The organism is Acinetobacter sp. WC-323, from assembly GCF_000314615.1.
GTDB lineage: Bacteria > Pseudomonadota > Gammaproteobacteria > Pseudomonadales > Moraxellaceae > Acinetobacter > Acinetobacter courvalinii.
Window position 1 is genome coordinate 179685 of the sequence record NZ_AMZS01000035.1, and the last position, 26166, is coordinate 205850.

21 protein-coding genes are annotated in these 26166 nt (G+C 42.8%); 13 read left to right on the plus strand and 8 right to left on the minus strand.

Going from position 1 to position 26166, the window contains the following annotated elements; all coding sequences use genetic code 11:
• Positions 1 to 50: 50 nt before the first annotated feature.
• Both ACINWC323_RS11775 and ACINWC323_RS11770 read right to left on the minus strand, forming a co-directional pair.
• Positions 51 to 2171, minus strand: a complete 2121-nt coding sequence (locus ACINWC323_RS11775) for a TonB-dependent siderophore receptor (RefSeq protein WP_032881339.1) — start codon at positions 2169 to 2171, stop codon at positions 51 to 53.
• Between the two features lie 198 nt (positions 2172 to 2369).
• Positions 2370 to 4199, minus strand: coding sequence for a phosphoenolpyruvate carboxykinase (GTP) (locus ACINWC323_RS11770; protein WP_005231827.1), 1830 nt, complete (start codon positions 4197 to 4199; stop codon positions 2370 to 2372).
• A 398-nt stretch (positions 4200 to 4597) separates the two neighbouring features.
• On the opposite strand from ACINWC323_RS11770, the gene ACINWC323_RS11765 reads away from it, so the two are divergent.
• The 4 genes from ACINWC323_RS11765 to groL all read left to right on the plus strand — a co-directional run bounded on the left by ACINWC323_RS11765 (position 4598) and on the right by groL (position 8446).
• The gene (locus tag ACINWC323_RS11765) at positions 4598 to 5536 is read left to right on the plus strand and encodes a diacylglycerol/lipid kinase family protein (RefSeq protein WP_009511408.1); all 939 of its coding nucleotides are present in this window, start codon (positions 4598 to 4600) and stop codon (positions 5534 to 5536) included.
• Positions 5517 to 6284, plus strand: coding sequence for a metallophosphoesterase family protein (locus tag ACINWC323_RS11760; protein ID WP_009511462.1), 768 nt, complete (start codon positions 5517 to 5519; stop codon positions 6282 to 6284). The genes ACINWC323_RS11765 and ACINWC323_RS11760 overlap by 20 nt, the downstream gene beginning before the upstream one ends.
• Before the next feature lie 177 nt (positions 6285 to 6461).
• Positions 6462 to 6752, plus strand: a complete 291-nt coding sequence (locus tag ACINWC323_RS11755) for a co-chaperone GroES (protein WP_004652030.1) — start codon at positions 6462 to 6464, stop codon at positions 6750 to 6752.
• Between the two features lie 59 nt (positions 6753 to 6811).
• On the plus strand, positions 6812 to 8446 hold the full coding sequence (gene groL, locus ACINWC323_RS11750; RefSeq protein WP_004878354.1) for a chaperonin GroEL: 1635 nt from the start codon (positions 6812 to 6814) through the stop codon (positions 8444 to 8446).
• 69 nt (positions 8447 to 8515) lie between these two features.
• On the opposite strand, the gene ACINWC323_RS11745 is transcribed toward groL, so the two are convergent.
• Positions 8516 to 8890, minus strand: a complete 375-nt coding sequence (locus tag ACINWC323_RS11745; RefSeq protein WP_009511250.1) for a diacylglycerol kinase — start codon at positions 8888 to 8890, stop codon at positions 8516 to 8518.
• A gap of 192 nt (positions 8891 to 9082) precedes the next feature.
• On the opposite strand from ACINWC323_RS11745, the gene ACINWC323_RS11740 reads away from it, so the two are divergent.
• Together ACINWC323_RS11740 and epmA are read left to right on the plus strand one after the other, a co-directional pair.
• Positions 9083 to 10147: a 4-phosphoerythronate dehydrogenase gene (locus ACINWC323_RS11740; protein WP_009511114.1), complete on the plus strand. Its 1065-nt coding sequence runs from the start codon at positions 9083 to 9085 to the stop codon at positions 10145 to 10147.
• Positions 10144 to 11127: an EF-P lysine aminoacylase EpmA gene (gene epmA / locus ACINWC323_RS11735; RefSeq protein ID WP_032881340.1), complete on the plus strand. Its 984-nt coding sequence runs from the start codon at positions 10144 to 10146 to the stop codon at positions 11125 to 11127. Before ACINWC323_RS11740 ends, epmA begins: the two co-directional genes overlap by 4 nt.
• A gap of 18 nt (positions 11128 to 11145) precedes the next feature.
• Here the strand turns inward: epmA and ACINWC323_RS11730 are convergent, their stop codons facing one another.
• The 5 genes from ACINWC323_RS11730 to ACINWC323_RS11715 all read right to left on the minus strand — a co-directional run bounded on the left by ACINWC323_RS11730 (position 11146) and on the right by ACINWC323_RS11715 (position 16147).
• Complete coding sequence (locus ACINWC323_RS11730; RefSeq protein ID WP_009511108.1) at positions 11146 to 12273, minus strand: helix-turn-helix transcriptional regulator; 1128 nt, start codon at positions 12271 to 12273, stop codon at positions 11146 to 11148.
• Between the two features lie 182 nt (positions 12274 to 12455).
• On the minus strand, positions 12456 to 12608 hold the full coding sequence (locus ACINWC323_RS20365) for a hypothetical protein (RefSeq protein WP_249364861.1): 153 nt from the start codon (positions 12606 to 12608) through the stop codon (positions 12456 to 12458).
• A gap of 104 nt (positions 12609 to 12712) precedes the next feature.
• Positions 12713 to 13717 carry an SUMF1/EgtB/PvdO family nonheme iron enzyme gene (locus ACINWC323_RS11725; RefSeq protein ID WP_009510973.1) on the minus strand — a complete coding sequence of 335 codons (1005 nt, stop codon included), beginning with the start codon at positions 13715 to 13717 and terminating at the stop codon, positions 12713 to 12715.
• Positions 13714 to 15396 carry an arylsulfatase gene (locus tag ACINWC323_RS11720; RefSeq protein ID WP_009510813.1) on the minus strand — a complete coding sequence of 561 codons (1683 nt, stop codon included), beginning with the start codon at positions 15394 to 15396 and terminating at the stop codon, positions 13714 to 13716. Before ACINWC323_RS11720 ends, ACINWC323_RS11725 begins: the two co-directional genes overlap by 4 nt.
• A gap of 133 nt (positions 15397 to 15529) precedes the next feature.
• Entirely contained in the window at positions 15530 to 16147 is a 618-nt protein-coding gene (locus ACINWC323_RS11715) for a rhomboid family intramembrane serine protease (RefSeq protein WP_005231817.1), read from the minus strand.
• 153 nt (positions 16148 to 16300) lie between these two features.
• Here ACINWC323_RS11715 and nfuA point away from each other — a divergent pair, with 153 nt between their 5' ends.
• The 7 genes from nfuA (at position 16301) to ACINWC323_RS11680 (ending at position 26112) form a co-directional block, all read left to right on the plus strand.
• On the plus strand, positions 16301 to 16939 hold the full coding sequence (nfuA, locus tag ACINWC323_RS11710; protein WP_009511435.1) for a Fe-S biogenesis protein NfuA: 639 nt from the start codon (positions 16301 to 16303) through the stop codon (positions 16937 to 16939).
• A gap of 321 nt (positions 16940 to 17260) precedes the next feature.
• A complete protein-coding gene (locus ACINWC323_RS11705) occupies positions 17261 to 18976 on the plus strand; it encodes an amidohydrolase (RefSeq protein WP_009510939.1) in 1716 nt (571 codons plus the stop codon).
• 172 nt (positions 18977 to 19148) lie between these two features.
• Positions 19149 to 19904 (plus strand): TorF family putative porin, encoded by a 756-nt coding sequence (locus ACINWC323_RS11700; RefSeq protein WP_009510764.1) that lies wholly within the window; start codon positions 19149 to 19151, stop codon positions 19902 to 19904.
• Positions 19905 to 20316: 412 nt separating this feature from the next.
• Positions 20317 to 21579 (plus strand): Zn-dependent hydrolase, encoded by a 1263-nt coding sequence (locus ACINWC323_RS11695; protein ID WP_009510916.1) that lies wholly within the window; start codon positions 20317 to 20319, stop codon positions 21577 to 21579.
• 72 nt (positions 21580 to 21651) lie between these two features.
• A complete protein-coding gene (locus ACINWC323_RS11690) occupies positions 21652 to 23052 on the plus strand; it encodes an aminotransferase (protein WP_009511203.1) in 1401 nt (466 codons plus the stop codon).
• Between the two features lie 202 nt (positions 23053 to 23254).
• The gene (locus tag ACINWC323_RS11685; protein WP_009511481.1) at positions 23255 to 24670 is read left to right on the plus strand and encodes an aldehyde dehydrogenase family protein; all 1416 of its coding nucleotides are present in this window, start codon (positions 23255 to 23257) and stop codon (positions 24668 to 24670) included.
• 113 nt (positions 24671 to 24783) lie between these two features.
• On the plus strand, positions 24784 to 26112 hold the full coding sequence (locus tag ACINWC323_RS11680) for an APC family permease (RefSeq protein ID WP_009511089.1): 1329 nt from the start codon (positions 24784 to 24786) through the stop codon (positions 26110 to 26112).
• Positions 26113 to 26166: the final 54 nt, after the last annotated feature.

Sequence of the window (26166 nt, forward strand, 5' to 3'; positions counted from 1 at the left end):
AAAGCCCCTTATCTGAACGATCAGGAAGGGGCTTTTTTTATGGCGATTGATTAGTATTTAAATTTGAATGCAACCGTGTAGTTTGCTGGTGCTCCGTAATAGCCTTGACCACCAGATAAACCTGTTAAGTATTTTTCATTGGTCAAATTGTTACCATTGAGCTGAACTAATAAGTGATTATTCACTTCATAGCTAGCCATTGCGCTGAGCAATGCATAAGAGTCCTGCGTAATTGATGAATATGAAGTATCTTCAATATCATCTTGCCATTTCAGACCAGCGCCAATTTTAAGCTTTGGTAGTTGTGGAACCGTATAGGTTGCAAGTAAATTAATGGTTTGGGTTGGTATGTTGGCACGTGCTTTATCGCCATTTTCCATATTTTTCAGACTTAAACTAGAGACACCAAAAACCAGATTTAGGTTGTCTGTGACATTGCCAGATAAGCCAACCTCAACACCTTGGCTGCGTATAGTACCAATTTGAGAGGTATATTTCCCTGAATTTGTGTCCCAGAGTGGATTCAAGGCAAAGTTTTCTTCATCGGTGCGGAATACAGCAAAATTACCTGTTAAGCGACCATCCAGCCATGAACTTTTGATCCCCACTTCATAGCTTTTGCCTTCTACTGGTGCAGCAGTTTCACCTGTTGCAGAGTTGAGAACAGTTTGCGGGCGGAAAATTGAAGTATAGCTCATATAACCTGTATATTCAGGATTGAAATTATAGGTCAATCCAGCATAAGGCGAAGTTTTATCTTTGCTATATTGGGTGGTTTCAACTTCCGAGAGGTTAAGGCCTAAGATAAGTTTGAGGTCATCTGTAAGGTGGAGTCGAGTGGCTGCATGTGTTGATTTTAGCGTTGAATCTTCATCGGCAGCATAATAAGTATCACCCCACTTTTGTGTTGATGGAGACCAGCTTTCAAGATCAGTTGTAATTGCATTTAAGCTACTGCCATATTGATATTGGCTTTGTGCTGTGTAATTTAACCAAGAATAACCAATACTCAACTCATGACGCTGACCAAATAAGGGGAATGTTCCTTGAATATCAGCAGTCGCGGCTTTCTCACGAAAAACTTGATTATAAATCTCAGGGAATAAGGAAATGCCAGAGGTATTGTCTGATGACGATGGATTGCCAGAAAGGTAGAGCATTTGATCGTCTACTTTTGAGCGTTTGTAATTGTAAGTTAATTTTGCAACCCAATCGCCACCTAATTTTTGTGAAATATCGGTAAAGTAGTTGTCAATATTCCAGTCATAAAAGGTCCATGGAGGTGCATAGTTATAGTTTCTTGAATAGCTGAGTTGTTGTCCTGCATCATTAATTAAAGGTAATGATCCCCATTGTGAGCCATTGGTGTATTGGTTTAAGCGAGAGTAGCCGACAGTCGCTGTTGTTGAGGTTGTTAAATCTGCTTCGACAATCGCTTGAACGCCGTTTTTCTCTTCCGAATATTTATCTAAATAAGAATTACCTGTTTTTTCAAAGGCACTGACACGAGCACGGACATTGCCACTTTGAGTTAAGGCACCTGAAATATCGGCTTCATAGCGTTGCGTATCCCATGAACCATAGCTAACACCCGCATTGGCTTGGAACTCTTTGGTTGGGCGTTTACGAATGTAGTTAATAGTCGCACCTGGATCGCCGAGTGCATTGGTCAGCGCATCTGCGCCTTTAATCACTTCAATGCGATCATAAAAATAACTGTCAGGATCGACATTGTTGTAGTTGTAGCTATCAAGTTGAGGGAAGCCAATACCGTCATAGAGGATGTTGGAAATATCGAGACCACGTGCGGTATAGGTCGTACGGTTGGTTTCTAGACCAGTTACAGTGACGCCAGGTGTGTTATTTAAAATATCGCGGGTGGTTGTTAAATTAAAATCATCCATTTGTTGACGTGTGACAACATTGATGGTTTGAGGTGTTTCTTTGGCTTGGATATTGAGTTTGGTTGCACTTGAGCTATTTTTAATAGTGTAAGCTTTGCTTTGTTCGCTACTTCCATCCTCTTGAGTGGCTTGTACCTTAATCGTCGGGAGTTGTTGCGATGCCTCATCAACTGCATGACTATATGAGCTGATACTGACGAGTGTAGAAATTGCTAAAAACAGGGGAGTGCGTTTAAACAGTGGGGAAGAGCTCATGCTTACAACCATGTAAATGAGAAATATTATTATTATAATTATTGTTAATATTCGTTAATTTTGCAATTAGTTTTGTCTTAAGCTTAATGGGAATAGTTAGGGCTAAGCAGGGGATTGATAGAAAATTTCGACAAGCCATAAAAAAAGGCCACCGAAGTGACCTTTTTATTCTCTTTGAACCCGCTTTATGAAAGAGGGAAGTTAAGAGACTTAAGCAGATTTAACTGCTGCCAGTAATTCATTTTGACGATCTTTAAGCGCTTGAGGTAAGCGGTCACCAAGTTTGGTAAATAACTCAGTGTGGCTTTCAAGTTCTTTGATCCACTGGTCTTTATCTTGTGCTGTAACTGTTTCGAATTGCTCTTTAGAGAACTCGATACCTGTCCAGTTCAATTGTTCGTAAGTTGGAACATAACCGATTGGTGTTTCAGTCGCTTCAGCGCGGCCTTCACAACGATCGATGATCCACTCAAGAACACGCATGTTTTGACCGAAACCAGGCCATACGAAGTTGCCTTCAGCATCACGACGGAACCAGTTTACGTTGAAGATTTTTGGTAATTTGTTACCCGCAGCTTCAGCTTTCGCACCGACTTTTTTGCCCATGTCTAACCAGTGACCGAAGTAATCAGCCATGTTATAACCGGCAAATGGAAGCATTGCGAAAGGATCACGACGCACGATACCTTGTTGACCAACAGCGGCAGCAGTGGTTTCAGAACCCATGGTTGCTGCTTTATAAACGCCGTCAACCCAGTCAAATGCTTCAGAGACTAAAGGCACAGTGTCTGCACGACGACCACCGAAGATGAATGCAGAGATTGGTACACCCGCTGGATTTTCCCAGTCAGCATCAATCGAAGGGCATTGACCCGCAGAAACGGTAAAGCGTGAGTTTGGATGCGCAGCTTTTTCGCCTTCAACGTATGGCTGGCCTTTCCAGGTGATAAGATCAGCTGGAACTTCTTTAGTTAGACCTTCCCACCATACTTCGCCGTCTTTGGTCACTGCAACGTTGGTATAGATAACATCTTTATGCATCGTTGCGATACAGTTCGGGTTAGTCTTGGTATTGGTACCTGGTGCAACACCGAAGAAACCAGCTTCAGGGTTGATTGCGTATAAGCGACCATCTTCACCTGGTTTGATCCAGGCAATATCGTCACCTACAGTTTCAATCTTCCAGCCTTCATAGCCAGCTGGTGGAATCAACATAGCAAAGTTGGTTTTACCACAAGCAGAAGGGAATGCAGCTGCGATGTAGTGTTTTTCACCTTGCGGATTGGTCACGCCTAAAATCAGCATGTGTTCAGCTAACCAGCCTTGTTCGCGGCCCATTGCAGAAGCAATACGTAATGCAAGGCACTTTTTACCAAGCAAGGCATTACCGCCGTAACCAGAACCGTAAGACCAGATTTCACGTGTTTCTGGATAGTGAACGATATATTTTTCATTGTTACATGGCCAAGCAACATCTTTTTGACCATCTTTAAGCGGTGCAGCAACGGTGTGTACACATGGAATGAATTCGCCATCTGTGCCTAACACGTCATAAACTGCTTTGCCCATACGTGCCATTTTTGTCATGCTGACAGCAACGTAAGGAGAATCTGTTAATTCGATACCAATGTGTGCAATGTGGCTTCCTAAAGGACCCATTGAGAAGGGAACCACATACATGGTACGGCCTTCCATTGCACCGTCAAATAATCCATTTAATTTTGCGCGCATTTCCGCAGGAGCAACCCAGTTATTCGTTGCGCCAGCATCTTCTTGGTTTTGAGAGCAGATATAAGTGCGGTCTTCAACACGAGCAACGTCAGAAGGATCAGAATTTGCAAGATAAGAACCAGGATGTTTTTCTTGGTTAAGTTTCTGCATGGTGCCGTTAGCGATCATCAAGTCCATAAGACGTTGATATTCTTCTTCGCTGCCGTCACACCATTCGATTTTTGCTGGTTTGGTTAATTTTGCAATTTCTTCCACCCATGCAATTAGCTTTGGGTGACGAACGAATTCTGGTGCGTTCACTTGGGTCATGGTGATGCCTTTTTAAAGTGTGTACAACGTACAAGTTCTATCTACTGGATGGCAGTAAGATAGATGAAGTAAAAAAAGTGGCTGTATTAAAGCATAAAATCATAAAAAATATAAGACTAAAGAATAGGGTGGGTTCTAAAGCAGGGAATCTGCTTTTGATTTTAAGTTATTGTTTTTATAATGAATTATCATTTTATATTTTGCTATTTTGTTTATTTATATATGTTATTTTTGTTATAAATTTTTATTAAAAACAATAGTTTAATTATTTTTTTATTTTCTTGAGAATTGTTATTGATTATATGAATGAAGCTCATTCAAAATTTACATAAACAAGCTATTATTTGTTGATTTTGTAAACAAAAATAGCCCTGTAATCTTCCTTAAGGTTGAAAGTTATGCCCCCTAATGTCCAGCCTCTGTCCATTATTTATAATCAAAAATCAGGTTTTCATGCGGCACAGCAAGATGAAGAATATGAGCGTCTGATGACCTTCTGGACGCAATATGGATTCGAAATTCAGGTGTTTGAGCTCAGTTCGCAAACAGATTTTGATGCCATGATGAGAACGGTGCTGGCCCGGCATCAACAGACGGAATCACGCGGCGTTGTGGTGGCAGCGGGAGGAGATGGCACACTCAATGCGGTCGCGAAAAAACTGATGCATACCGATATTCCGATGGGCATTATTCCCTTGGGCACTTTTAATTATGTGGCACGGGTCTTGAATATTCCCCTAGATGTGTTTCAGGCTGCAGAGGTGATTGCTACCGGCGCGATTCAGAAAGTCCATATTGCCACCATCAACGATCAGATTTACTTAAATAATGCCAGTCTCGGCTTATATCCTTTATTTATTAAAAAGCGTGAGCGCTTTAACCAGCATCTAGGGCGTCTTCCTTTAAATGCTTATACCTCTGCGCTGGATGTTTTGTTGCGTGAGCATAAATCCCTGAAACTTTCAGTCAGCGTGGATGGAGAAAAATATCCTGTGGCAACGCCATTGATTTTCTTTGGCAATAATCAGCTACAACTCAGTGACATGAAATTAAGAATTGCGGAGTGTGCTGCTAACGGCAAACTGGCTGGGGTGGTGGTGGCTAAAAGTGACCGCTTCAGTTTGTTAAAACTGTTATGGAAACTGATTCAAGGGAAAATCGATCAGGCTTCTGGTGTCTATACATTTTGTGCCGAGCATATCCAGGTCGATTGTAAAAAGCCACAGTTAACTGTTGCAATAGATGGAGAGTTGAAAGAGATGCAAACCCCATTAAAATTTGCCGTTGAAAAATCTGCTTTAAAGGTAATGGTTCCGAATGTTACTGCATCTGTCTGACCTGCATTTTGGAACAGAGCGTGAAGCCTGTATTGACGCGATCAAACAGTTTTGTCTGGATCATCGTCCAGAAGCGGTGGTGGTGAGTGGCGATCTGACCCAACGTGCACGATTGAAGCAGTTTTATGCCTGCCGTCAATTTCTGGATGCACTGGAAATTCCTTATCTGGTGGTACCGGGTAATCATGACATTCCGCTTTATCATGTCTGGAATCGCTTCTTCTCTCCTTTTGTGCGTTATCAGGCCTTCTTTGGTCGCATGGAAACTACCTTGGAGACTGAACATTTTTATCTGGTGGGGGTGAACAGTATCCGGCGGCGCTACCATACCCGGGGACATGTTTCTCTGGAGCAGATTCATGAAACTTATCAGCGTTTGAACAATGCGCCCGCCAATAAAATCAAAATGGTGGTGTTTCATCAACCTTTTTATACCTTTCCCAATGAACATGGCGATAAAGACTGTCCAGTGCTGGGGAAAATTGCTTTGGAGCAGTGGGGTAAAACCGGCTTGTTCGGTTTATTACACGGTCATTTACATAAAGTAGCGGTACACGATCTCAATCAGATTTTTCATTTGGGATTTGATCATCCAATTCTGGATATTCATGCAGGAACAGCCACATCCAAGCGTTTACGCTTCGGATTATCCAACAGTTTTAATGTGATTTCGGATCAGGGGCGGATCGAGCATTACTGGTTCGATGAATCGCTGCAAACATTTGTGAAATCACAAAATGTTGTTTAATTCGGCATAACCTTATTCTTGTGCTTAAAAAAACATCTATAAATAGAATTTTTTTTTATTTTCCCCTTGAAGCCATTTTTTTCATCCCCAAAAAAGTGGCATACCAAAATTTTATATGTGTTGCCACGAACTGGTGACACACATTAATCAATAAGACTAAGTCTGATGGAGTTAACTATGAGCAACATTCGTCCATTACATGATCGTGTTGTGATTCGTCGCGTAGAAGAAGAAACCAAAACGGCTGGTGGTATTTTACTTCCAGGTTCTGCTGCAGAAAAACCATCTCAAGGTGAAGTAATTGCAGTCGGTAATGGTCAGATCACTGACAACGGCGTTCGTGCTTTAGACGTTAAAGTTGGCGACAAAGTATTGTTCGGTACTTATGCGGGTACAACAGTAAAAGTAAGTGGTGAAGAACTCTTGATTATGAAAGAGTCGGATATCTTAGCTGTGCTTGAAGGCTAATCGACACATAACTCAAATTTATTATCAGATTCAGTAATTAAAAAGATTCGGAGTTTAACATGTCAGCTAAAGACGTAAAATTTGGTGATTCAGCTCGCTCAAAAATGATTGCAGGCGTTAACGTACTTGCAGATGCAGTAAAAGTAACTCTGGGCCCTAAAGGCCGTAATGTTGTTATTGACCGTTCTTTCGGTGCGCCACACATCACTAAAGACGGTGTGACTGTTGCGAAAGAAATTTCTTTAAAAGACAAGTTTGAAAACATGGGTGCTCAACTTGTTCGTGAAGTTTCTTCTAAAACCAATGACATCGCGGGTGACGGTACAACAACTGCAACTGTACTTGCTCAAGCAATTTTAAATGAAGGGATCAAATCAGTAACTGCTGGTATGAACCCAATGGATTTAAAACGTGGTATCGATATCGCAGTAAAAACTGTGGTTGAAAATATCCGTACCAATGCAAAACCTGCTGATGATTTCAAAGCAATTGAACAAGTAGGTTCAATCTCTGCGAACTCTGATACCACTGTAGGTAAACTGATCGCTCAAGCGATGGAAAAAGTGGGTAAAGAGGGTGTCATCACTGTAGAAGAAGGTTCTGGCTTCGAAGACGCTTTAGACGTTGTAGAAGGTATGCAGTTCGACCGTGGTTATATCTCTCCATACTTCGCGAACAAGCAAGATACGCTTACTGCTGAACTTGAAAATCCGTTCATCCTGCTTGTTGACAAAAAAATCAGCAACATCCGTGAATTGATTACGGTATTGGAAGCTGTTGCTAAAACAGGTAAGCCACTACTTATCATCGCTGAAGATGTTGAAGGCGAAGCGCTTGCGACTCTTGTTGTGAACAACATGCGCGGTATTATCAAAGTATGTGCGGTGAAAGCTCCTGGTTTTGGTGACCGCCGTAAAGCAATGCTTCAAGACATCGCGATCTTGACTGGCGCGACTGTTATTTCTGAAGAAGTGGGCATGTCTTTAGAGCAAGCTTCTCTTCAAGATTTAGGTACTGCGCACAAAATCACAGTATCTAAAGAGAATACTGTGATTGTTGATGGTGCAGGTAATGCTGAGCAAATCGCTGAACGTGTTCAACAGATCCGTGCGCAAATCGAAGAATCTACTTCTGAATATGACAAAGAAAAACTTCAAGAACGCGTTGCTAAATTAGCAGGCGGTGTTGCTGTCATCAAAATTGGTGCAGCAACTGAAGTTGAAATGAAAGAGAAGAAAGACCGTGTAGACGATGCGCTTCACGCAACTCGTGCAGCAGTTGAAGAAGGTGTTGTTGCGGGTGGTGGTGTTGCACTAGTACGCGCTGTAAATGTGTTAGATGGCTTAAAAGGCGCTAACGAAGACCAAACTGCGGGTATCAACATTTTACGTCGTGCGATTGAAGCGCCACTTCGTCAAATCGTTTCAAATGCAGGTGATGAGCCTTCAGTTGTGATCAATGCAGTTAAAGCGGGCGAAGGTAACTTCGGTTATAACGCTGCAACTGGCGAATATGGCGATATGCTAGAAATGGGTATCCTTGACCCTGCTAAAGTAACGCGTTCTGCACTTGAACACGCAGCTTCTGTTGCCGGTTTAATGTTGACGACTGAATGCATGATTACTGACATCCCAGAAGACAAACCAGCTGCTCCAGATATGGGCGGTATGGGTGGTATGGGCGGAATGATGTAATTCATCTTCGTCTAGATAAAAAAATCCCTGCCTACGCAGGGATTTTTTTATGTGAAAAATATTGAATGTTTATTTAAATAAAATAATTGTCCAAGTAAAAAAGATAATGGCTAAAGAAACAAATTGTGCAGCGCTGCCCATATCTTTGGCATTTTTAGACAACTCATGTTTTTCCAGCGAAATGCGGTCAACGACGGCTTCAATGGCGGAGTTGAATAACTCTACAATAATCGCCAACAGGCAGACGGCGACCATTAAGGCCTGTTCCAGCGCCGAGACATGCACAAAGAAGCTCAGCGGAATCAAGATGACATTGAGCAAGATCACTTGTCTAAATGCAGCTTCATGACTAAACGCTGCTTTAAAGCCGGCCAGTGAATAGCCCGTGGCATTGAAAATCCGTTTGAGGCCATTTTTGCCTTTATAAGGAGAGTAGGATGTCATTGCGATATGGAGAGACTGAAGAAAGCTTTAGTATAAATCCAAATATGTTGCAGTAAATTGGCAAGATGTCGCATGCGTGTACCAATCAAGACAGTTTTCTGCCAGCGAATCTCATTAGAGTTGCATTTATGAATTGTCAATTCAGATCAGGCTAAGGATAATAAGCACAGGTCTATTGAGGGAAAATTCTGCATGAAAATTATCGCAGATGAAAATTTGGCATTTACCGATTATTTCTTTGCGGAATTTGCAGAAATACAGCATCGGGCAGGGCGTAGCTTGACGCATCACGATGTACAGGATGCAGATGCACTGTTGGTTCGTTCGGTGACTAAAGTGAACCATGCCTTAATTGATCAGACTAATATTAAATTTGTTGGCAGTGCCACTATTGGAACCGATCATTTAGATATCCAGGCCTTGGAACAACGAAACATTGCCTGGAGCAACGCGCCTGGCTGTAATGCACAAGCAGTGGCGGAATATGTGATTACGGCCTTACTATATTTAAATACTGATTTATTAGAGAAAAATAAGGACTTTACTTTAGCGATTGTGGGTCTGGGCAATGTGGGTAGCCGTCTGGCGGTGATGGCGCAACTATTGGGTTGGAATGTCATCGGTTACGATCCTTATGTGCAACTTGCCGGGATTGAAAATGTTTCTTTTGAGGCATTGTTAAATCGTGCCGATGCCATTTCAATTCATGTACCTTTAACGGTGTCTGGCGATTATCCAACCCAGCATTTATTTGATGCGACTGCATTTGCTGCAATGAAACCATCTGCTATTTTAATCAATAGTGCGCGTGGTCCTGTGGTTGAGCAAGCTGCCTTGATGGCGGATATTGCAACAAGCAAACGCCAAGTGGTACTGGATGTGTTTGAGTTCGAGCCAGAAATTTCAGAACAATTACTGGATCTACTGGCATTAGCGACGCCGCATATTGCGGGTTATAGTCTGGAAGGTAAGGCCAGAGGCACGCAGATGATCTATGAGGCGTTTTGCCAGACCTTTGCTTATGACGTGACAAAACGTTTTGAAAGCCAGTTGCCACAGGTGCCTCAATACTTTAATCAAGATTTAAAAGCGGCACTTAAACAGCATCTCACGCAGATTTATGATATTGCTGCAGATGATCAGCAACTCCGTGCTTGTGTTCAGGATGGCAAGGTCGAGCAAACTGCATTTGATTTACTCCGAAAAAATTATCCTTTGCGCCGTGAATGGGCTGCACATGGTGGACCGAAAGCATGAGCCAGACGATGAACAACTATCAGCCAACGTGCTCCATTGAGGCTTTAAAAGCACGTGCAACGATGTATCAGAAAATCCGCCAGTTTTTTGCTGAGCGTCAGGTTCTGGAAGTGGAAACCCCAGTGCTGTCTCAGGCAGGTGTGACTGATGTGCATTTGGCTTCAGTACAGGTACAGCGTCATATTCATGGCAAATTAAATACCCAATATTTACAGACCTCACCCGAGTTTCCAATGAAACGCTTATTGGCCAGTGGAAGTGGACCAATTTATCAAATCTGTAAAGTATTTCGTGATGATGAGCATGGGCGCAAGCACAACAGTGAATTTACCATGCTGGAATGGTATCGTCCGGGGCTGGATTTAAAGGCACTGATGCATGAAACGGCGGATCTGTTAGCAACCTGTTTGGCACATCGTTTTGGTGAAATTCGTCCAGTGGTGCTGAGTTATAAGCATGCTTTTCAGGATCGCTTGGAGATTAATCCGTTGCAGGCAACCTTAAAACAGCTCAAGGATACCGCCCATCGTGTCGGTCTGAATCTTGACTTGGGCGATGATCGTCTGGGGTATATGGATCTGTTGTTTTCGCACTTTGTCGAGCCAAGTCTGGGTTTTGATACACCTGTCTTTTTAACCGATTTTCCACCTGAAATGGCATCACTGGCCAAAGTGAAACAGGATGAAGAGGGTGAACTGGTTGCAGCGCGTTTTGAGGTCTATATTGAAGGGCTGGAACTGGCGAATGCCTATGATGAACTGCTAGATGCCGAGATATTGGCCTCCCGTTTTGAAGGGGACAATGCAGAGCGTGCACAACAAGGTTTGCCTATGATTCCAACCGATCAGTATTTGCTGGCAGCTTTACCGCATATGCCTGAATGTTCTGGGATCGCGTTAGGGATTGACCGTTTATTGATGGTGGTGATGAATCAGGTCAAGATTGATCAGGTGATTGCTTTCCCTGCCGAGATTGCGTAACGCTGCATATTTTATGGTCTAGACTAATTGCATCAGCAACTGGATCAATTCACTTTGTCGATGTGTTCTGGTCTTTTTGAAAATAGCTTGCAGATGCTTTTTGACAGTATCAGCCTGAATTTCATATAAAAGGGCAATTTCTTTAGTGGTTTTGCCCTTCAACAGTTGCTCGCATATTTTATGTTCGACCGGTGTGAACATAAACAGCTGGGTACATCGGTCTTTTTGATATTTAGGCAGATGTTGCAGCCCTGAAAATGTTGCCAGTAATACCGGGCGTAAACCAAAAATCTTATGGGTTTTTTCGGGGCAGAGCAGATCCAGTGTTAAAAACAGCTGATGATCGAGGTGCATCACCTGACTTCGTTCGGCATAACCGACCTGAGAACTGGTGTGATGCAGGTGTTCTAATTCAAGCAGGTGCTGTTCAAATATTTGCTGTTTATGTGGTTGGAAGTAGAAGCGGCGCTGTTCAATGCGGATGTGCGTATTATGTTCGATAAATTTTTCTGCCTCTGCATTCATTTCCAGAATATCGCCGTTGAGATTAATAATCGCAATGGGTTGATTCATTTTCCGGATCAATTGTGATCCAAGCAAGGTCATGGTGGAATATTCAAAATGATGGCGATAGTGCTGAAGCTTTTGCTGGATCTGCGGCAATATCTCATAAATCGGCTGGAGTTCAGAGCAACTTAATGCACCACGATCAGGGCTGGTAAGCAAGGCCAGAATCACACAGATTTTATGATCATAAATGACCTGAAGTGCTGAGCAAAAACGTAAATTGAGCGGTTGTAAAATCTGTTGGTAGACCTGGGTCTGAACAATGTCCTGTTCGCTAAAGTGTTGTGTGCAATGCATCCAGCCTGTGAGCGGTGCTGCCAATAATTTTTTTAGTTGTGGGTCATCATCAAAAGCTAAACGAAGTTGTTGCAGCGCCGCTCGCTCAAGTTGCTGGGAATCAAGATCAACCCCATGATGTACACTAAATGACAGGGCCTGCACTTCAAGATCGACTGCCAGAAGTTGTGTGGCCTGAAGGTCAAAATGCTGGTTTAGCTGTTCAAGGAAAATCAACCAGTCATCAGCATGTTGAACCTTGTTCAGAATGTCCAGTACAGCATGGGATTGGGTTTGATTCATTGAATGCGTCCAGCAAAGAGCAAGATCTATTTCCATATAGTTTATATGGGTTTTATCCAAATAAAATGATCAATCAGAAAAAATGTAATTTTCTATACAATTAAAAGATGAATTAAGCCATGCAGGGACGATGGAAAACAAATCAATTGCCTCAACCAACATGGCTTTAGGCAAGATCACATTTAGCAACGACCTTTTTGGGCCTGTCCTGGTGAGCAAAAGTCACCATGCCCATCGTGACATCCTTCCGGATCGCCTACAACACTGCCATGCGGTGTATGCACTGCACAAGCGGATAGGCTGAATATCAACAGCAGATCAAGGTAGCGTGATATTTTTCATGGTTCCGTCCCGTATTTTTATTGCTTTAAGGATCACTTTAAAACGATCAATTACTTTTTACCAGAACGGGACTGAAACTTTTTCAATAAGATGGATGTCACTCTTGTGGTCTTAATACGGTTCTAAACCCGACATGGGTTGCCGCCAGATCAAACTCCTGAGGATAACGACTGCTATTGCGATAACGTGCACAGAAATTAGAGGCACACAAGAATGAGCCACCTTTCAGCACATATTGCGTGGTCGCGTTATTGTGTTGACGCAAGTCGGTATAATTACCCATGTGTTGATCATGTGCACCGTGATAGACCGAAGACGTCCATTCCCAGACATTGCCAATCATGTCAAACAGTTTAAAGGCATTGGCCGGGTAACAGCCGACGGGTGCAACACCTTCAAAATGATCTTCAACGGTATTGTTACCTGGAAAATCACCTTGCCAATAATTGGCTTGCGGATGTTGATGGGCATCTTGTGGGCCTTGGTGTAAAGGGGTATCTGTTTTTGAACCTGCTTTGGCAGCATATTCCCATTCCAGCTCGGTGGGCAAATCATGCCCTAACCAGACTGCATAATGCTCTGTATCATTCTTGGTGACATAGCGCACGGGTTCGGAGGGCTGAGGGGCTTGACCCTGAGGGCCATTCGGGGTTTTCCAGGTATAGTCAGCTTTGAGTTGCCACCATTGATTGGGATGATTTAGATCAGGAGAAAACACCGCCGCCTGCTTTTGCTTTTCTGCATCGGTAACGTAGCCCGTCGCTTTGACAAAACTGGAAAACTGGGCAACTGTGACTTCGGTCTGGTCGATCCAGAAGCCTTCGACTTGACGCTCTCTGGCGCCAAAGTTGAGTTCATCCGGATAGGCCTGATTAGAACCCAGTGGAAAGGAGCCTTTAGGAATCCAGACCATGCCCGCTGTTTTATGTTTTTGCCAGGCATCGGGTAAGCCAGAATAATTCTGGCATTGGCTTAAAGAGCCCAACGATAAAGGTTGAGCCGTTGGGTGTTGTTGCGATGGCTTTACCTTCGACTCAACTTTGCTACAACCTGCCACAACGGACAGGCTACAGATGGAAACTAGAATGCTACTCAGTTTCATTGAGGGTTGTATTCCTTAACGCCATTTTGCTGGGTGTATTTGTTATATACATCGACTAGTTCTTGTAGCTTCGCTGGGTTACTTTGGGCAAGGTTTTGGGTTTCACCACGATCATTTTTCAGGTTATAGAGTTCCCAATTGCCTGTACCCAGTTCAGTTGTGCCTTGTAAGGCAATTTTCCAGTCGCCTTGGCGTGCGTATTTACTGCCATGTAATTCATCGGCAAAGCTAAAGTTGACTGGGCGAATTGCCTGAGCCTTGTTTTCAAGTAGCGGTTTCCATGAATAGCCGCTTGGGGTATTCACCTGACGACCTTTATATTGGCCCTGTGGCACAGCAATATTGGCATAATCTAAAACCGTCGGGAAAACATCCAGCACCGAGGCAAATCCATGATGCGTGCTTTGTGCCTGGGTTTGATAAGGGAGTTTTACAATGGCAGGGGCAGTGGTCGCACCTTCACCTGCCGTATCTTTCCATAAATGGAATGGCGCAGCACTCACTTCTGCCCAGCGTGGCCCGACATAATGATATGAACTGGATGTACCCACATTGGCGACGCTGTTGTCAAAGCCTGATTCGGCGCCATAGTTGAAACGGACAAAACCTTCGGCACCATTATCTGAAACAAAGAAAATCAGTGTATTGTCATATAAATTATTGCGTTTGAGATATTGAATCAGTCGGCCAATATTGGCATCTAGATTTTCCACCATGCCTGCGTAGATTTCCATTCTACGGGCTTCCAGTGCTTTTTGTTCAGCCGAAAGCTCGTTCCATTTGCCATATTTTTGTGGGGCATTTTGCGTGGCAACCGGTTCAGCGGCAATAAAGTTGGCAGGGATCAGACCGAGCTGTTTCTGGCGGGCAATACGTGCATCGCGAATCACGTCATAGCCGACGTCATAAACACCACGATAACGGTCACGATATTCAGCAGGAGCTTGTAAAGGCCAATGCGGTGCAGTGTACGCCGCATAGGCAAAGAATGGCTTGCCTGAGTTTTTACCTGACTCTAGATAACTGATCAATTTGTCTGTGAAATAGTTGGTCGAGAAGAAATCATCAGGTAAAGATGAAATCGGCACTTGTTTACCATCTTCGGTATAGGTGGCATTACGCTTGTAGGCAGCCGGTGCCTGTTTAAAATGCAAATCCAGTCCTTGTAGTAAGGTAAAGGAATGGTCAAAACCTTTGGCATGGGCATTGGTTGCAGGGGTTAAGCCCAAGTGCCATTTACCACTGATATAAGTGCGATAGCCATTGTCTTTAAGGACTTCAGCTATCGAAAGTGAACGTTCATTCAGATAGCCTTCATATCCGGGTTGGCCTTCTAGATGCTTAGGCGTGAGTTCAGCCATCGCGCCAATACCCGCCAGATGGTGGTCGGTCCCTGAAATTAATTGCGAACGGGTTGGCGAGCAGGTTGGGGCAGTGTGATAGTCGGTTAAAATACGACCTGCTCGGGTGAGTTCATCAATATTGGGGGTATGAATTTCTCCACCAAAAGCGCCTAAGTCTGAATAGCCTAAGTCATCGGCCATGATGAATAAAATGTTAGGTTTTTTCTGGGTTTCGACCACAGTACTGGATTCTTTGGAATCATCATTACTGCATGCTGAAATCGAAAGGCTAAACAGGGCAATCGACAAGGTGGTGAGCAGGCTGTTACGAGGCATGAGAATCGACTTAATCCGTTAAAATAATGCAGTCGAGTTTAGAGAGATGATTTTTATGATAAAAATAATTAAAATTTGATTATTAATCTTAAAAAAAGAAAAGCCCCATCTCTGGGGCGAATATTAAATCTATTTAAAAAGGCAGTTTGGTCAACTGGTTCAGGAAATGTGGAATGACGCGAGGTTCCAGAATAATGGTGACCACAACACCATAGGCGGCGCCCCAAAGATGTGCACTGTGGTTGATATTGCTATTGCCCCGTTTGCCCGACCAGATGCTATAAGCCACATATAAAATCGCAAAAATAATCGCAGGCACTGGAATAAAGAACACGAAGATCAGGTTCCAGGGCTGAAACAGAATATAAGCGAATAGCACCGCTGATACTGCACCAGAGGCCCCTAGGCTGGCCCAGTGGGCATCATGGCGATGTTTTAAATAACTCGGCAAAATGGCAACAATCAATCCACCCAAATAGAATAAGACAAAGCCCATGTCATAAAAAAACTGACGGTAAAAACTTTCAATGATATTGCCAAAGAAAAACAGCGTGATCATATTGAACAGGAGATGCGTACCGTCGGCATGAATAAAACCATGCGTGATAAAACGGTCATACTGCCCGCGTTGCATGGCAGGTGGCCAGAAAATCAGACGGTTCATCACTGCCTGATTGGAGAAAGCCAATAAGGAAATTGCAACAGTAATAATGATCAGGGTCACAGTGTGACCAAAGGGTAGATGTAACATAAATAGTTTAAATTGATCAGAGTCTAAGCAATAATGCCATTAAAAACTTAATAAACAATGATCTTGCATAGAATTCCTACAAAAATGGTTGATTTTTTTTAATTACCCTCCATCTTCGGTTAATATAACGACATCAGCTTGAGGATTATTGTTATGTCGACTGAGAACACCAACACTGCTGTCGCAGAAGAAATTCCAAACCTTTTGATTACTCCCTCTGCACAAGAGTATTTAAGTGATTTATTAGCAAAGCAGAATACTCCAGGGATTGGCGTTCGTGTTTTTGTAGAAAATCCGGGTACTCCACGTGCTGAATGTTGTATGGCTTATAGTGCCCCTGAAGAAGTGGTACCAACCGACTATAAGCAGGACTATCCAGATTTTCCTGCCTATGTTGATGCACCCTCAATTCCATATTTAGTGGATGCAGTGATTGACTACAACAAAGACCGTTTTGGTGGTCAATTGACGTTCCGTGCACCGAACTCTAAAGTGCCACGCGTTGGTCCAGATGCCTCAATTGAAGAACGTATCACCTATGTGTTGCAATCTGAAATTAACCCAGGCTTAGCAGGCCACGGCGGTAACTGTAGCCTGGTTGAAGTACAGGATAGTCCGGAGCACGGCTTGACGGCTGTATTGAAATTCGGTGGTGGTTGTCAGGGGTGTTCTGCGATTGATGTCACTTTAAAACAAGGTGTAGAAACCACCTTAAGACAGCATGTACCAGAGTTACAGCGCGTTGTGGATCAAACAGACCATACACAGGCAGAAGGCGCGTATTTTAAATAATCGCAAGAAATCTACTGTATTTTAAAAAGTCCTTTCGAGGGCTTTTTTTGTTTGGACGTTTTAAATGATCCAATTCGTTCTGATCACATCCAATATTTAATTGTAGCAAGAATAATGAATTACCAAGTCTATATAGGGTCGGGTCATAGATTTTTCTTCAGCTTTTACACATCCTAACAGCCAATAATTAGTCAAATAAGTCAGGGTATTGAACTGAAATGGTTCCTGTAGGTTGAGCAAAATTGGTTCTCGTTTTTCTTGGAAATGTAAAGAAAATAAAGGTGCATAAAAAATAAGCATGGATAAGGAAATAAAGGATTTATGAAAAAGAAACTATTACTCGGTCTTGCAGTAGGGATTATCAGCCTCGCAGGTCATGCACAAATTCCACAGGTTGATGTCATTGTAATAAATGCTGATATTCGGACATCCAATCCTGCAAAGCCTAAGGCTCAGGCATTTGCAGTACAAAATGGAAAGTTTCTGGCTGTGGGAGATAACCAGTTCATCCAGAAAATGGCAACCAAGCAGACACAGATCATTGATGCAAAAGGCAAGACGGTTCTGCCAGGATTAACCGATGCACATACGCATCTGCTGGGAGGTCTGGAATTATGGGAAGGGGTAGACCTTTTCGGGATCACGGACCGTCAGGAATGGTTCAAATTAATTGCCAAAAGAGATCAGGAATTACCTAAAGGGGCCTGGCTGGTAGGTGGTCGCTGGGACCTTACTAGCCTGAAAGATAACCGTATGCCAACACGTCAGGAACTGGATGCGATTGTGCCTGACCGCCCTGTGGTATTACAGGACATTGACTACCACACCGTCTGGGTCAATACCAAGGCAATGCAATTGCTGGGCATTGACAAGCATAGCAAATCCCCGGAAGGCGGTGAAATTGTAAAAGATCCAAAGACTGGCGAACCTACCGGAATTTTTAAAGAGACAGCGGGAACACAACTAATATTGGGTAGTCCGCAATACAGTGGCGCATTACTTTCTGGAAAGGCGGCTTTACCGACAGTTGAACGTATCATTGCTCATTTTAATAGCTTGGGGATTACCTCAGTCCATGATATGTGGACCGAGCTGGCAACCGTATATCCGGCCTTGCTGGATTCAAAACAACAATTGCCGATGCGAATACGTTTTGGCTTGATGACAGGAGAAGATCATACCTCACCCGCCCAATTTAAAATCTATGCTCAACAAAGAGATGAGCTGAACCAGCGTTTTATGCAAAAAGAACGCGAATGGCAGCAGGGGCCGCAATTCCGTTTTGGCTATATCAAGTATATTATTGATGGAACCTTGATGAATTATACCGCCGCACTGAATGAACCTTATGCGGATCGTCATCATTTTAATATTGAACCGATGACTTCACAGGAAAATCTGAATAACTCAGTAAAAAATGCCAATGACGCCGGTTTCCCTGTCGCAGTTCATGCGATTGGTGACAAGAGTGTCGATATGGCGCTGAATGCCATTGAAAAGAGTCCCAAACATCAACAATTTATCAACCGAATTGAACATATTGAAGTTTTATCTAAAGATGATATTCCACGTTTTGCTCAGTTAGGTGTTGTTGCTTCGATGCAGCCTGATCATGCCATTTCCGGTAATTATCAGGAGTCGCGTCTGGGCGAGGCGCGTATGCCGTATAGCTATGCCTGGCAGTCTTTGCTGAGCAGTGGTGCCACAATGGTATTGGGAAGTGATTGGCCAACTGCGCCGGAAAATCCAATGTTGCAGTTAAGTGATGTGGTTTTTCGCGAGTATCAGGGCAAAACCCGTTATAGCAATAATGCCTTGAGTCTGGATGAAGCCTTATATGCCTATACTCAGGCACCAGCCAATATTGCAGGTTGGGGAGACCAGCTTGGAAGTATCAGCGTTGGAAAATGGGCTGATTTCGTTGTTTTGCAAGACACCTTGAAAACACCTCTAAATAAAGATATCAAGAACTGGAAAGTAGATGAAACCTGGTTTGCTGGCCGGCAGGTGTATAATAGAAAGACAACTGAAAAATAAAACAAGTGTATTAAAAAAGAAAGCCTTCAGGCTTTCTTTTTTTTACCGATAAAATGTTTTTAGGATATGTAAATAAATGGCTCTTTCATTTTTTTTAAATTGGTTCTAGGTTTTAATTATGTATAAAAGATAATAAAAATTCAGAATAATCAGATATTAATGGAATAAAGAAATGACAAAGAATAAGTGGATTATCAGCGTTATCGCATTCATGCTTATCTCCTCTGTACATGCAGAATCACCTGCTCAAGAAGAGACTCAGGATAACTTTCTAGTCAGTGGTTCGCTTGCTTTTTTAACAGAGTATTATTGGCGAGGTACCACTCAAACGAAAGGGAAGCCTGCGGTTCAGGGCACATTAAGACTTGACCATGATTCAGGATTTTATGCGCAATTATTTGCTTCAAATATACAGCTGGATATCGGGAGCAGTTTGGAGCTAGATTATTATATTGGTTATAACTATCCAATAAATAAAGATTTAAAACTGAATCTACAATATCTGGATGTGAACTATCCAGGTGAGGATAAAACGCTTCCGCAGGTGGATTTTGAAGAGTATTCAGTAGCTTTACTCGCTTCAAACTTACTCAAAACCGAGGATGAGCTGAATCTATCTTTTTACTATTCACCGGATTATACCTTGGAAACAGGAAAGACATTACGTTATGAGGTGGGATATCGCTATCCTGTTGCTGACCAATGGCATGTTTACACTCAGGTCGCCTATAACCAGTTTGCCAGCAAGGCTGCCTATACATTACTTTGGGGGACGGATGAAAAACGGGATTTTTATGATTATAAGCTCGGTGTAGATTTTAACTACCATGATTATATATTTGATCTGTATTATGCCAATGCTAATGTTAATCAGAATTTGCCAAGTGCCGATCAAACTGTAGTTTTTAGTCTGACTAAACTGTTTTAATTTAAATGCTGTTAAGTAGTAAAAAGATTTTGAATGATCAATATAATTTTTGCATGGACTGGTGTTGATAAAAGAAACTGAATATAAACAGTTGAAAATTTATTTTTAAAATAATTTCGTTTCTGAGATTGTTTTATATATAACTTTTTGACTGTTTTATGTTCGTAAAAGGAATTAAGCAGAATTTTCCAAAAAACAAATACAACAATAAGATCATTTTTTTATCAAATAGAATAATGGTGGAATTTAGTTATTTGACTGAAAAATAAAAGGAATTATGATTTATTTCACTATGCTTAAATTGGTACCTGTTTTATTGGAAGAATTGGCACTCGTTTTTAATTGAGTAATTTATCAAAGTAGAGTGAATAAAGTGAAGTCTAAAATATATTGATAAATGGATGTTAAAACGATGAGAGTGAATGCAGAGCGTTTATGGCAGATGCTCATGGATATGGCAAAAATCGGTGCGACAGAAAACGGTGGAAATACACGTTTGGCACTTACGGATGAAGATGTTGCTGGACGTACCCTATTGTTGGATTGGGCAGAAAAAATCAATCTTTCAGTTCACTATGATGAAGTCGGTAATTTGATCTTACGCCGTTCAGGTCAAAATGAAGCTGCTTTACCGATAGTGATGGGAAGCCATCTGGATACTCAGCCCAAAGGTGGCCGTTTTGACGGCATTTATGGTGTGCTGGCGGGTATGGAAGTATTACAGCGTTTGGCTGAAGAAAAAATAACGACTTCACATCCGCTTGAACTCGTGGTCTGGATGAATGAAGAAGGCGCACGTTTTACTCCTGCCATGATGGGTTCAGCAGCTTTTGCTGGTGTCATTCCGAAGCAGAAAATTTATGACAGCACAGATAAACAGGGTGTTTCGGTTTTTTCAGAGTTGGTACGTACTGGTCAGTTAGGTAATCATCCCTTGGCTCGCCCATTTCAGGCTTACTATGAAGTACATATTGAGCAGGGGCCGGTACTGGAAAAAAATGAAATTTCCATCGGGGTGGTGACGGGTGGTCAAGCTATTCTTTGGTTAGATGTTGAAACCAGGGGGAGAGCCGCACATGCAGGTACTACGCCAATGCAGATGCGTAAAGATACTATGGTCGGCACTGCAGCAATGATTGTTGCCTTGGAGCAAACTATTTTGCAGCAATTTCCTGAGGGGCTGGTGACCTTTGGTGAAATGCAGGTGGCCAATTCTTCGCGTAATACCATCCCGGGCAAAATCCAGTGGACGATTGATTTACGTCATCCGGAAGATGCTTCTTTAAAGGCTATGGAAAATGCAACCTATCAACTTTTGCAGACGCTCGCAGCACAAAGAAATCTGGAAGTGAGTATTTCACAACACTGGTTAAGTCCTGCGACCTATTTCGATACCGCCTGTATCACAACGGTACAAGATGCAGTAAACCGTTTGGGATACAGCAATCAGACCATTGTTAGCGGTGCCGGGCATGATGCAATCAATATTGCCAAACATTGTCCAACCACCATGATTTTCATCCCGTGTATTGATGGATTGAGTCACAACGAAGCAGAAGATATTTATGCCAAGGATGCGGCTCAAGGGGCAGATGTACTGCTTAATGCGATTCTGGATTATGACGCAAAATACGCAGCCCCAGCTGATCAAAAATATGTAGAAACAGTTGAATAATTAATCATTTAATGATGTGAAAAATGCATGCTCCAGGAATGGGGTAATGCGACAAGTATGGACGGATAAGTAATGAACTCTAAATTACCAGTAGAAACTGATATTCAAGATATCTGGCAAAAAGACAAGGACCATGTGATTCATCCATGGACAGATTTTTCGACTTTTAAAGATGAAGGTTCTTTAATTATGTCGAAAGGTGAAAATGTCTATGTATATGATGCACAGGGCAATAAATATCTAGATGGTATTGGTGGCCTGTGGTGCGTCAATGTCGGTTATGGACGTAAAGAGATTGCTGATGCTGTAGCAGAACAGATTATGCAGTTACCTTACTATTCTCCTTTTGGCCATCAGACCACAGCACCAGCAGCCAAGTTGGCCGCTAAACTGGCTGAGCTGGCACCGGGTAATCTGAATCATGTGTTTTATGGCTGTGGTGGTTCAGTGGCGAACGATACTGCAGTACGTTTAATCCATCACTATTTCTATCAGATTGGCAAACCATCGAAAAAGAAACTGATTGCCCGTAAAGACGCTTATCACGGCAGTACGTATATCAGTATGACCTTGACCGGTATTGAAGCTGATCATGTTGGTTTCGAGATTCATAATGAACTGGTTCACCATGTGTCATGTCCAAATCCGTACCGCAAGCCAGCATCGCAGTCGATGGAAGATTTCTGTAATGAAAAGGTTCAGGAACTGGAAGATACCATTCTGAAACTTGGCCCGGACAATGTCGCGGCTTTCTTTGCCGAGCCAATCATGGGTGCGGGCGGGGTGATTGTTCCACCAGAAGGCTACCATGCCAAAACCTTGGCCGTCTGTAAGAAATACAATGTATTGTATGTGTCTGATGAAGTGGTCACTGCATTTGGTCGCTTAGGTCATATGTTTGCTTCAGAAGACGTGTTTGGCATTGTGCCTGACATTATTACCTGTGCAAAAGGCCTGTCTTCGGGTTACCTGCCTTTAGGTGCAACCATCATTTCGGATGAGATTTATGAGGCCATCAGTAAACCACATCATGAAGGTGGTTTGCTTACCCATGGCTTTACCTATTCAGGTCATCCGGTCAGTTGTGTTGCTGCACTGAAGAATATTGAGATTCTGGAAAAAGAAAAGATTTGTGAACATGTTCAGGACATGGGCGTTTACTTTGAAGAGCAATTAAAAACTTTGGCAGATCTGGAAATTGTCGGTGAAGTACGCGGCAAAAAATTCATGATGTGTATCGAAAACCTGCGTAATAAACAAACCAAAGAACTGTTTGACCGCTCTGTTGGGGTAGGCAAACGTATTGCCAATCATTGCCAGAAACTCGGTCTGATTGTACGTCCTGTGGGACACATGAATGTGTTATCTCCACCCTTGATCCTGACACGTGATCAAATTGACTTTGCCGTGAAAACCTTACGTCATGCGATTCAGAATACCATTCAGGAATTAAAGGCTGAAGGTCATTTGTAAGCCGAATCTCTTTGATCTTTCAAGCAGTCAACTTGCCCTGCGGGGTGAGTTGAGTCTCGTGGGTTACCGTAACTTGCGAAAGAGCACTAGATGAGCGCGATGAAATAAATGAGTGATAAAGCTGATATTGGCGAAACAAAAAAGGTTGCATCATAGAACCAAAAATTTATATCAGCTTTATAACGTGTATGAGAGCAAGCAGATGAAGAATTATATCAATGGTCAATGGAAAGAGACGACAGGAACTTCCCAGATTACGGTCATTAACCCTGGCAGTGAAGAGGAGTTAATCCGTTTTACGACCGCTTCCCAACAAGATGTAGATGCTGCCGTAGCGGCTGCGCAACAGGCGCTGGAAAGCTGGAGTTTGACCAGTGCTGAACAACGGGCAAACTGGTTAAACAAAATTGCCGATGCCATAGACGCAGCAAAGCACACCTTGATTGAACTTTCCCACCGTAACAATGGTAAATCTTCGGAGCAAGCCCAAGTCGACGTCGAGAATAGCATTAAGTGCTATCGCTACTATGCCAATCTCGTCAAAGAATTTGCATTTAGTCAGGTGACCCAATGTGAAGATGGCATTGAACTGACCCATCAGCAAAATCCGGTGGGTGTGGTTGCTTTGATTACGCCGTGGAATTTCCCGTTAATCACCAGCGCCTGGAAAATCGCACCCGCCCTTGCCGCAGGTTGCACACTGATCTTTAAACCATCCGAACTGGTGCCATTGCCAGAGTATGAGTTTACCCAATTACTGGACCAGATCCAGTTTCCGCAGGGGGTATTTAACCTGATTCTGGGAGATGCCGTGGCAGCGCAGCATCTAGTGAATCATCCAGAGGTCAATAAAGTCTCCTTTACCGGCAGTACGGAAGTGGGCATTCATGTGATGCAGGCTGCGGCGCAATCGGTCAAGCGTGTCACATTAGAATTGGGGGGTAAATCCCCGATTATTATTCTGGAAGATGCTGATCTGGATGAAGCCGTCGATAAAGCACTTGGTGGCATGTTCTACAACAGTGGTCAAATGTGCTCTGCAACCTCACGTTTATTGGTACACCAATCACTGGCAGAGCGCTTTTACCAGAAGCTTAAAACTGCGGTGGAGTCGATGACTTTAGGTTCTGACCTGAGCGGCCCGTTGAGCATGGGACCGATGACGACACAAAAGCAATATCAGAAAGTTCATGAATATTTAACTATCGCACAACAGGAAAAGCTTCAATCCTTAATTGATCCTGAACAGATTGCCATTCCGGAAAAGGGCTTTTTCATTCAGCCTCATGTTTTTGTAAATGTACCGGCTGAAAGCCGCTTATGGACAGAGGAAATCTTTGGCCCGGTGATGTGCTGTCGAAGCTTTGAAACTGAAGAAGAAGCGATCCGGCTAGCCAATGATTCTGATTTCGGTCTGGCCGCCACCATTATCACCGGATCTTTACAACACGGTAAAAAAATTGCCAAGCGACTCCGCTCCGGGCATATCTGGATCAATTCTCATCAAATGATTCAGCCTGGTTCCTTATGGGGTGGTTTCAAAAAAAGTGGTATCGGACGTGAACTCGGGCAGTCCGGTATGCAAAGTTATTTAGAAGAAAACGTCATCACTATTTAATTTTTTCTAACAGTTTATTGAATCGGGAAAGGGACTTCTCTTTTCAATATAACGTCGGACAGGTGATTAAGAAGCACTGAGCAAGTGTGTGCATTGATGCAGGAGAAATATGCATGGAACGCGAAAAGAATCATAAAGGGCTTTCACTATGGCAAGTAGTCGTTATTGGTGTAGCTTATATGGCTCCAGCAACTGTATTTGATACTTTTGGGATTATTTCCAGAGTAACCGAGGGACGAGTCCCGCTGGCTTATATTCTGGCTTTATTTGCGATGCTATTAACTGCATTTAGCTATGCACGCTTTAGTAAACTGACACCAAAATCAGGATCAGCTTATACCTATACCACTGAAACCTGTGGCAAGACAGCAGGCTTTTTTGTCGGTTGGTGTTCCTTGATTGATTACTTGTTGATTCCGCTGGTGAATGTTTTGCTGGCTGCATTTTACCTGAATGCACTTATGCCTGATCTTTCCTATACCGCCTGGGTCATTATCATGGTTGGCATCATTACCCTGATTAATATCTTCCGGATCAATATTCTGGCCAATTTTAGCTTTATCTTTATTGCTGCCACGATTTTAATGATGTTGATTTTTATTTTCCTGGTGGTCACGGATATTGGTCATTCACAAGGCTATCAAGGCTTGATGACCGTTAAACCATTGTTTAATGGCAACCCTGAATATTTGACCTTATTAACTGGAGTTTCACTCGTCTGTTTCTCCTATCTGGGTTTTGATGCGGTATCGACATTGGCCCATGAAAGCCGCAATCCAACCAAGACTATTCCACGTGCCATCATGTTAACGACATTATTGGGTGGCCTGATTTTTATTACAGTGTCCTGGTTTGTACAGTTGTCCTTTCCAACACTTGAACAGTTTAAAAATCCAGATGAAGCCTTACCTGAAATTGCATTGTTTGTTGGAGGCGTATTTTTCCAGTCAGCCTTGCTTACCGTACAGATCATGAATGCATTTGCCTCCGGTTTGGCTTCTCATGCCAGCGCTTCACGTTTACTTTACATCATGGGACGTGATGGTGTGTTTAGCCAAAAAATATTCGGTTATGTGAATCACAGATTAGGTACGCCGTTATATTCGATTTTATTCGTGGGGCTGATTTCCCTGTTAGCGATTACCGTTGATCTGGCAACCGTGGTGAGTCTGGTCAGTTTTGGTGCCTTGATTGCATTTACCATGGTGAACTTCTCTGTATTCATGAAATTCTTTGTGCTTCGTAAAGAGCGTACGGGCTTTAAAAACATTTTCTTCAATTTGCTGCTACCACTGGTTTCGGTGCTGTGCTTATTAGGTTTATGGGTACATCTGGAAAAATCGGCACTGGAATTTGGAGGCGTGTGGCTATTGGCTGGGATTTTACTGCTGCTTTATAAGCGTATCCGCAAACAGCCGCTCTCGTTTGGGGCCACCACTTAAACCGTTTTAAACAATTGATTTGATAAACGAAGGTTTGACTTGTAAAAATTTGAA

Excerpts from the sequence above, each read along its gene's own strand:
- ACINWC323_RS11775 (WP_032881339.1), bottom strand. The coding sequence starts at position 2,171 with ATGGTTGTAAGCATGAGCTCTTCCCCACTGTTTAAACGCACTCCCCTG.
- ACINWC323_RS11770 (WP_005231827.1), bottom strand. The coding sequence starts at position 4,199 with ATGACCCAAGTGAACGCACCAGAATTCGTTCGTCACCCAAAGCTAATT.
- ACINWC323_RS11765 (WP_009511408.1), top strand. The coding sequence starts at position 4,598 with ATGCCCCCTAATGTCCAGCCTCTGTCCATTATTTATAATCAAAAATCA.
- ACINWC323_RS11760 (WP_009511462.1), top strand. The coding sequence starts at position 5,517 with ATGTTACTGCATCTGTCTGACCTGCATTTTGGAACAGAGCGTGAAGCC.
- ACINWC323_RS11755 (WP_004652030.1), top strand. The coding sequence starts at position 6,462 with ATGAGCAACATTCGTCCATTACATGATCGTGTTGTGATTCGTCGCGTA.
- groL (WP_004878354.1), top strand. The coding sequence starts at position 6,812 with ATGTCAGCTAAAGACGTAAAATTTGGTGATTCAGCTCGCTCAAAAATG.
- ACINWC323_RS11745 (WP_009511250.1), bottom strand. The coding sequence starts at position 8,890 with ATGACATCCTACTCTCCTTATAAAGGCAAAAATGGCCTCAAACGGATT.
- ACINWC323_RS11740 (WP_009511114.1), top strand. The coding sequence starts at position 9,083 with ATGAAAATTATCGCAGATGAAAATTTGGCATTTACCGATTATTTCTTT.
- epmA (WP_032881340.1), top strand. The coding sequence starts at position 10,144 with ATGAGCCAGACGATGAACAACTATCAGCCAACGTGCTCCATTGAGGCT.
- ACINWC323_RS11730 (WP_009511108.1), bottom strand. The coding sequence starts at position 12,273 with ATGAATCAAACCCAATCCCATGCTGTACTGGACATTCTGAACAAGGTT.
- ACINWC323_RS11725 (WP_009510973.1), bottom strand. The coding sequence starts at position 13,717 with ATGAAACTGAGTAGCATTCTAGTTTCCATCTGTAGCCTGTCCGTTGTG.
- ACINWC323_RS11720 (WP_009510813.1), bottom strand. The coding sequence starts at position 15,396 with ATGCCTCGTAACAGCCTGCTCACCACCTTGTCGATTGCCCTGTTTAGC.
- ACINWC323_RS11715 (WP_005231817.1), bottom strand. The coding sequence starts at position 16,147 with ATGTTACATCTACCCTTTGGTCACACTGTGACCCTGATCATTATTACT.
- nfuA (WP_009511435.1), top strand. The coding sequence starts at position 16,301 with ATGTCGACTGAGAACACCAACACTGCTGTCGCAGAAGAAATTCCAAAC.
- ACINWC323_RS11705 (WP_009510939.1), top strand. The coding sequence starts at position 17,261 with ATGAAAAAGAAACTATTACTCGGTCTTGCAGTAGGGATTATCAGCCTC.
- ACINWC323_RS11700 (WP_009510764.1), top strand. The coding sequence starts at position 19,149 with ATGACAAAGAATAAGTGGATTATCAGCGTTATCGCATTCATGCTTATC.
- ACINWC323_RS11695 (WP_009510916.1), top strand. The coding sequence starts at position 20,317 with ATGAGAGTGAATGCAGAGCGTTTATGGCAGATGCTCATGGATATGGCA.
- ACINWC323_RS11690 (WP_009511203.1), top strand. The coding sequence starts at position 21,652 with ATGAACTCTAAATTACCAGTAGAAACTGATATTCAAGATATCTGGCAA.
- ACINWC323_RS11685 (WP_009511481.1), top strand. The coding sequence starts at position 23,255 with ATGAAGAATTATATCAATGGTCAATGGAAAGAGACGACAGGAACTTCC.
- ACINWC323_RS11680 (WP_009511089.1), top strand. The coding sequence starts at position 24,784 with ATGGAACGCGAAAAGAATCATAAAGGGCTTTCACTATGGCAAGTAGTC.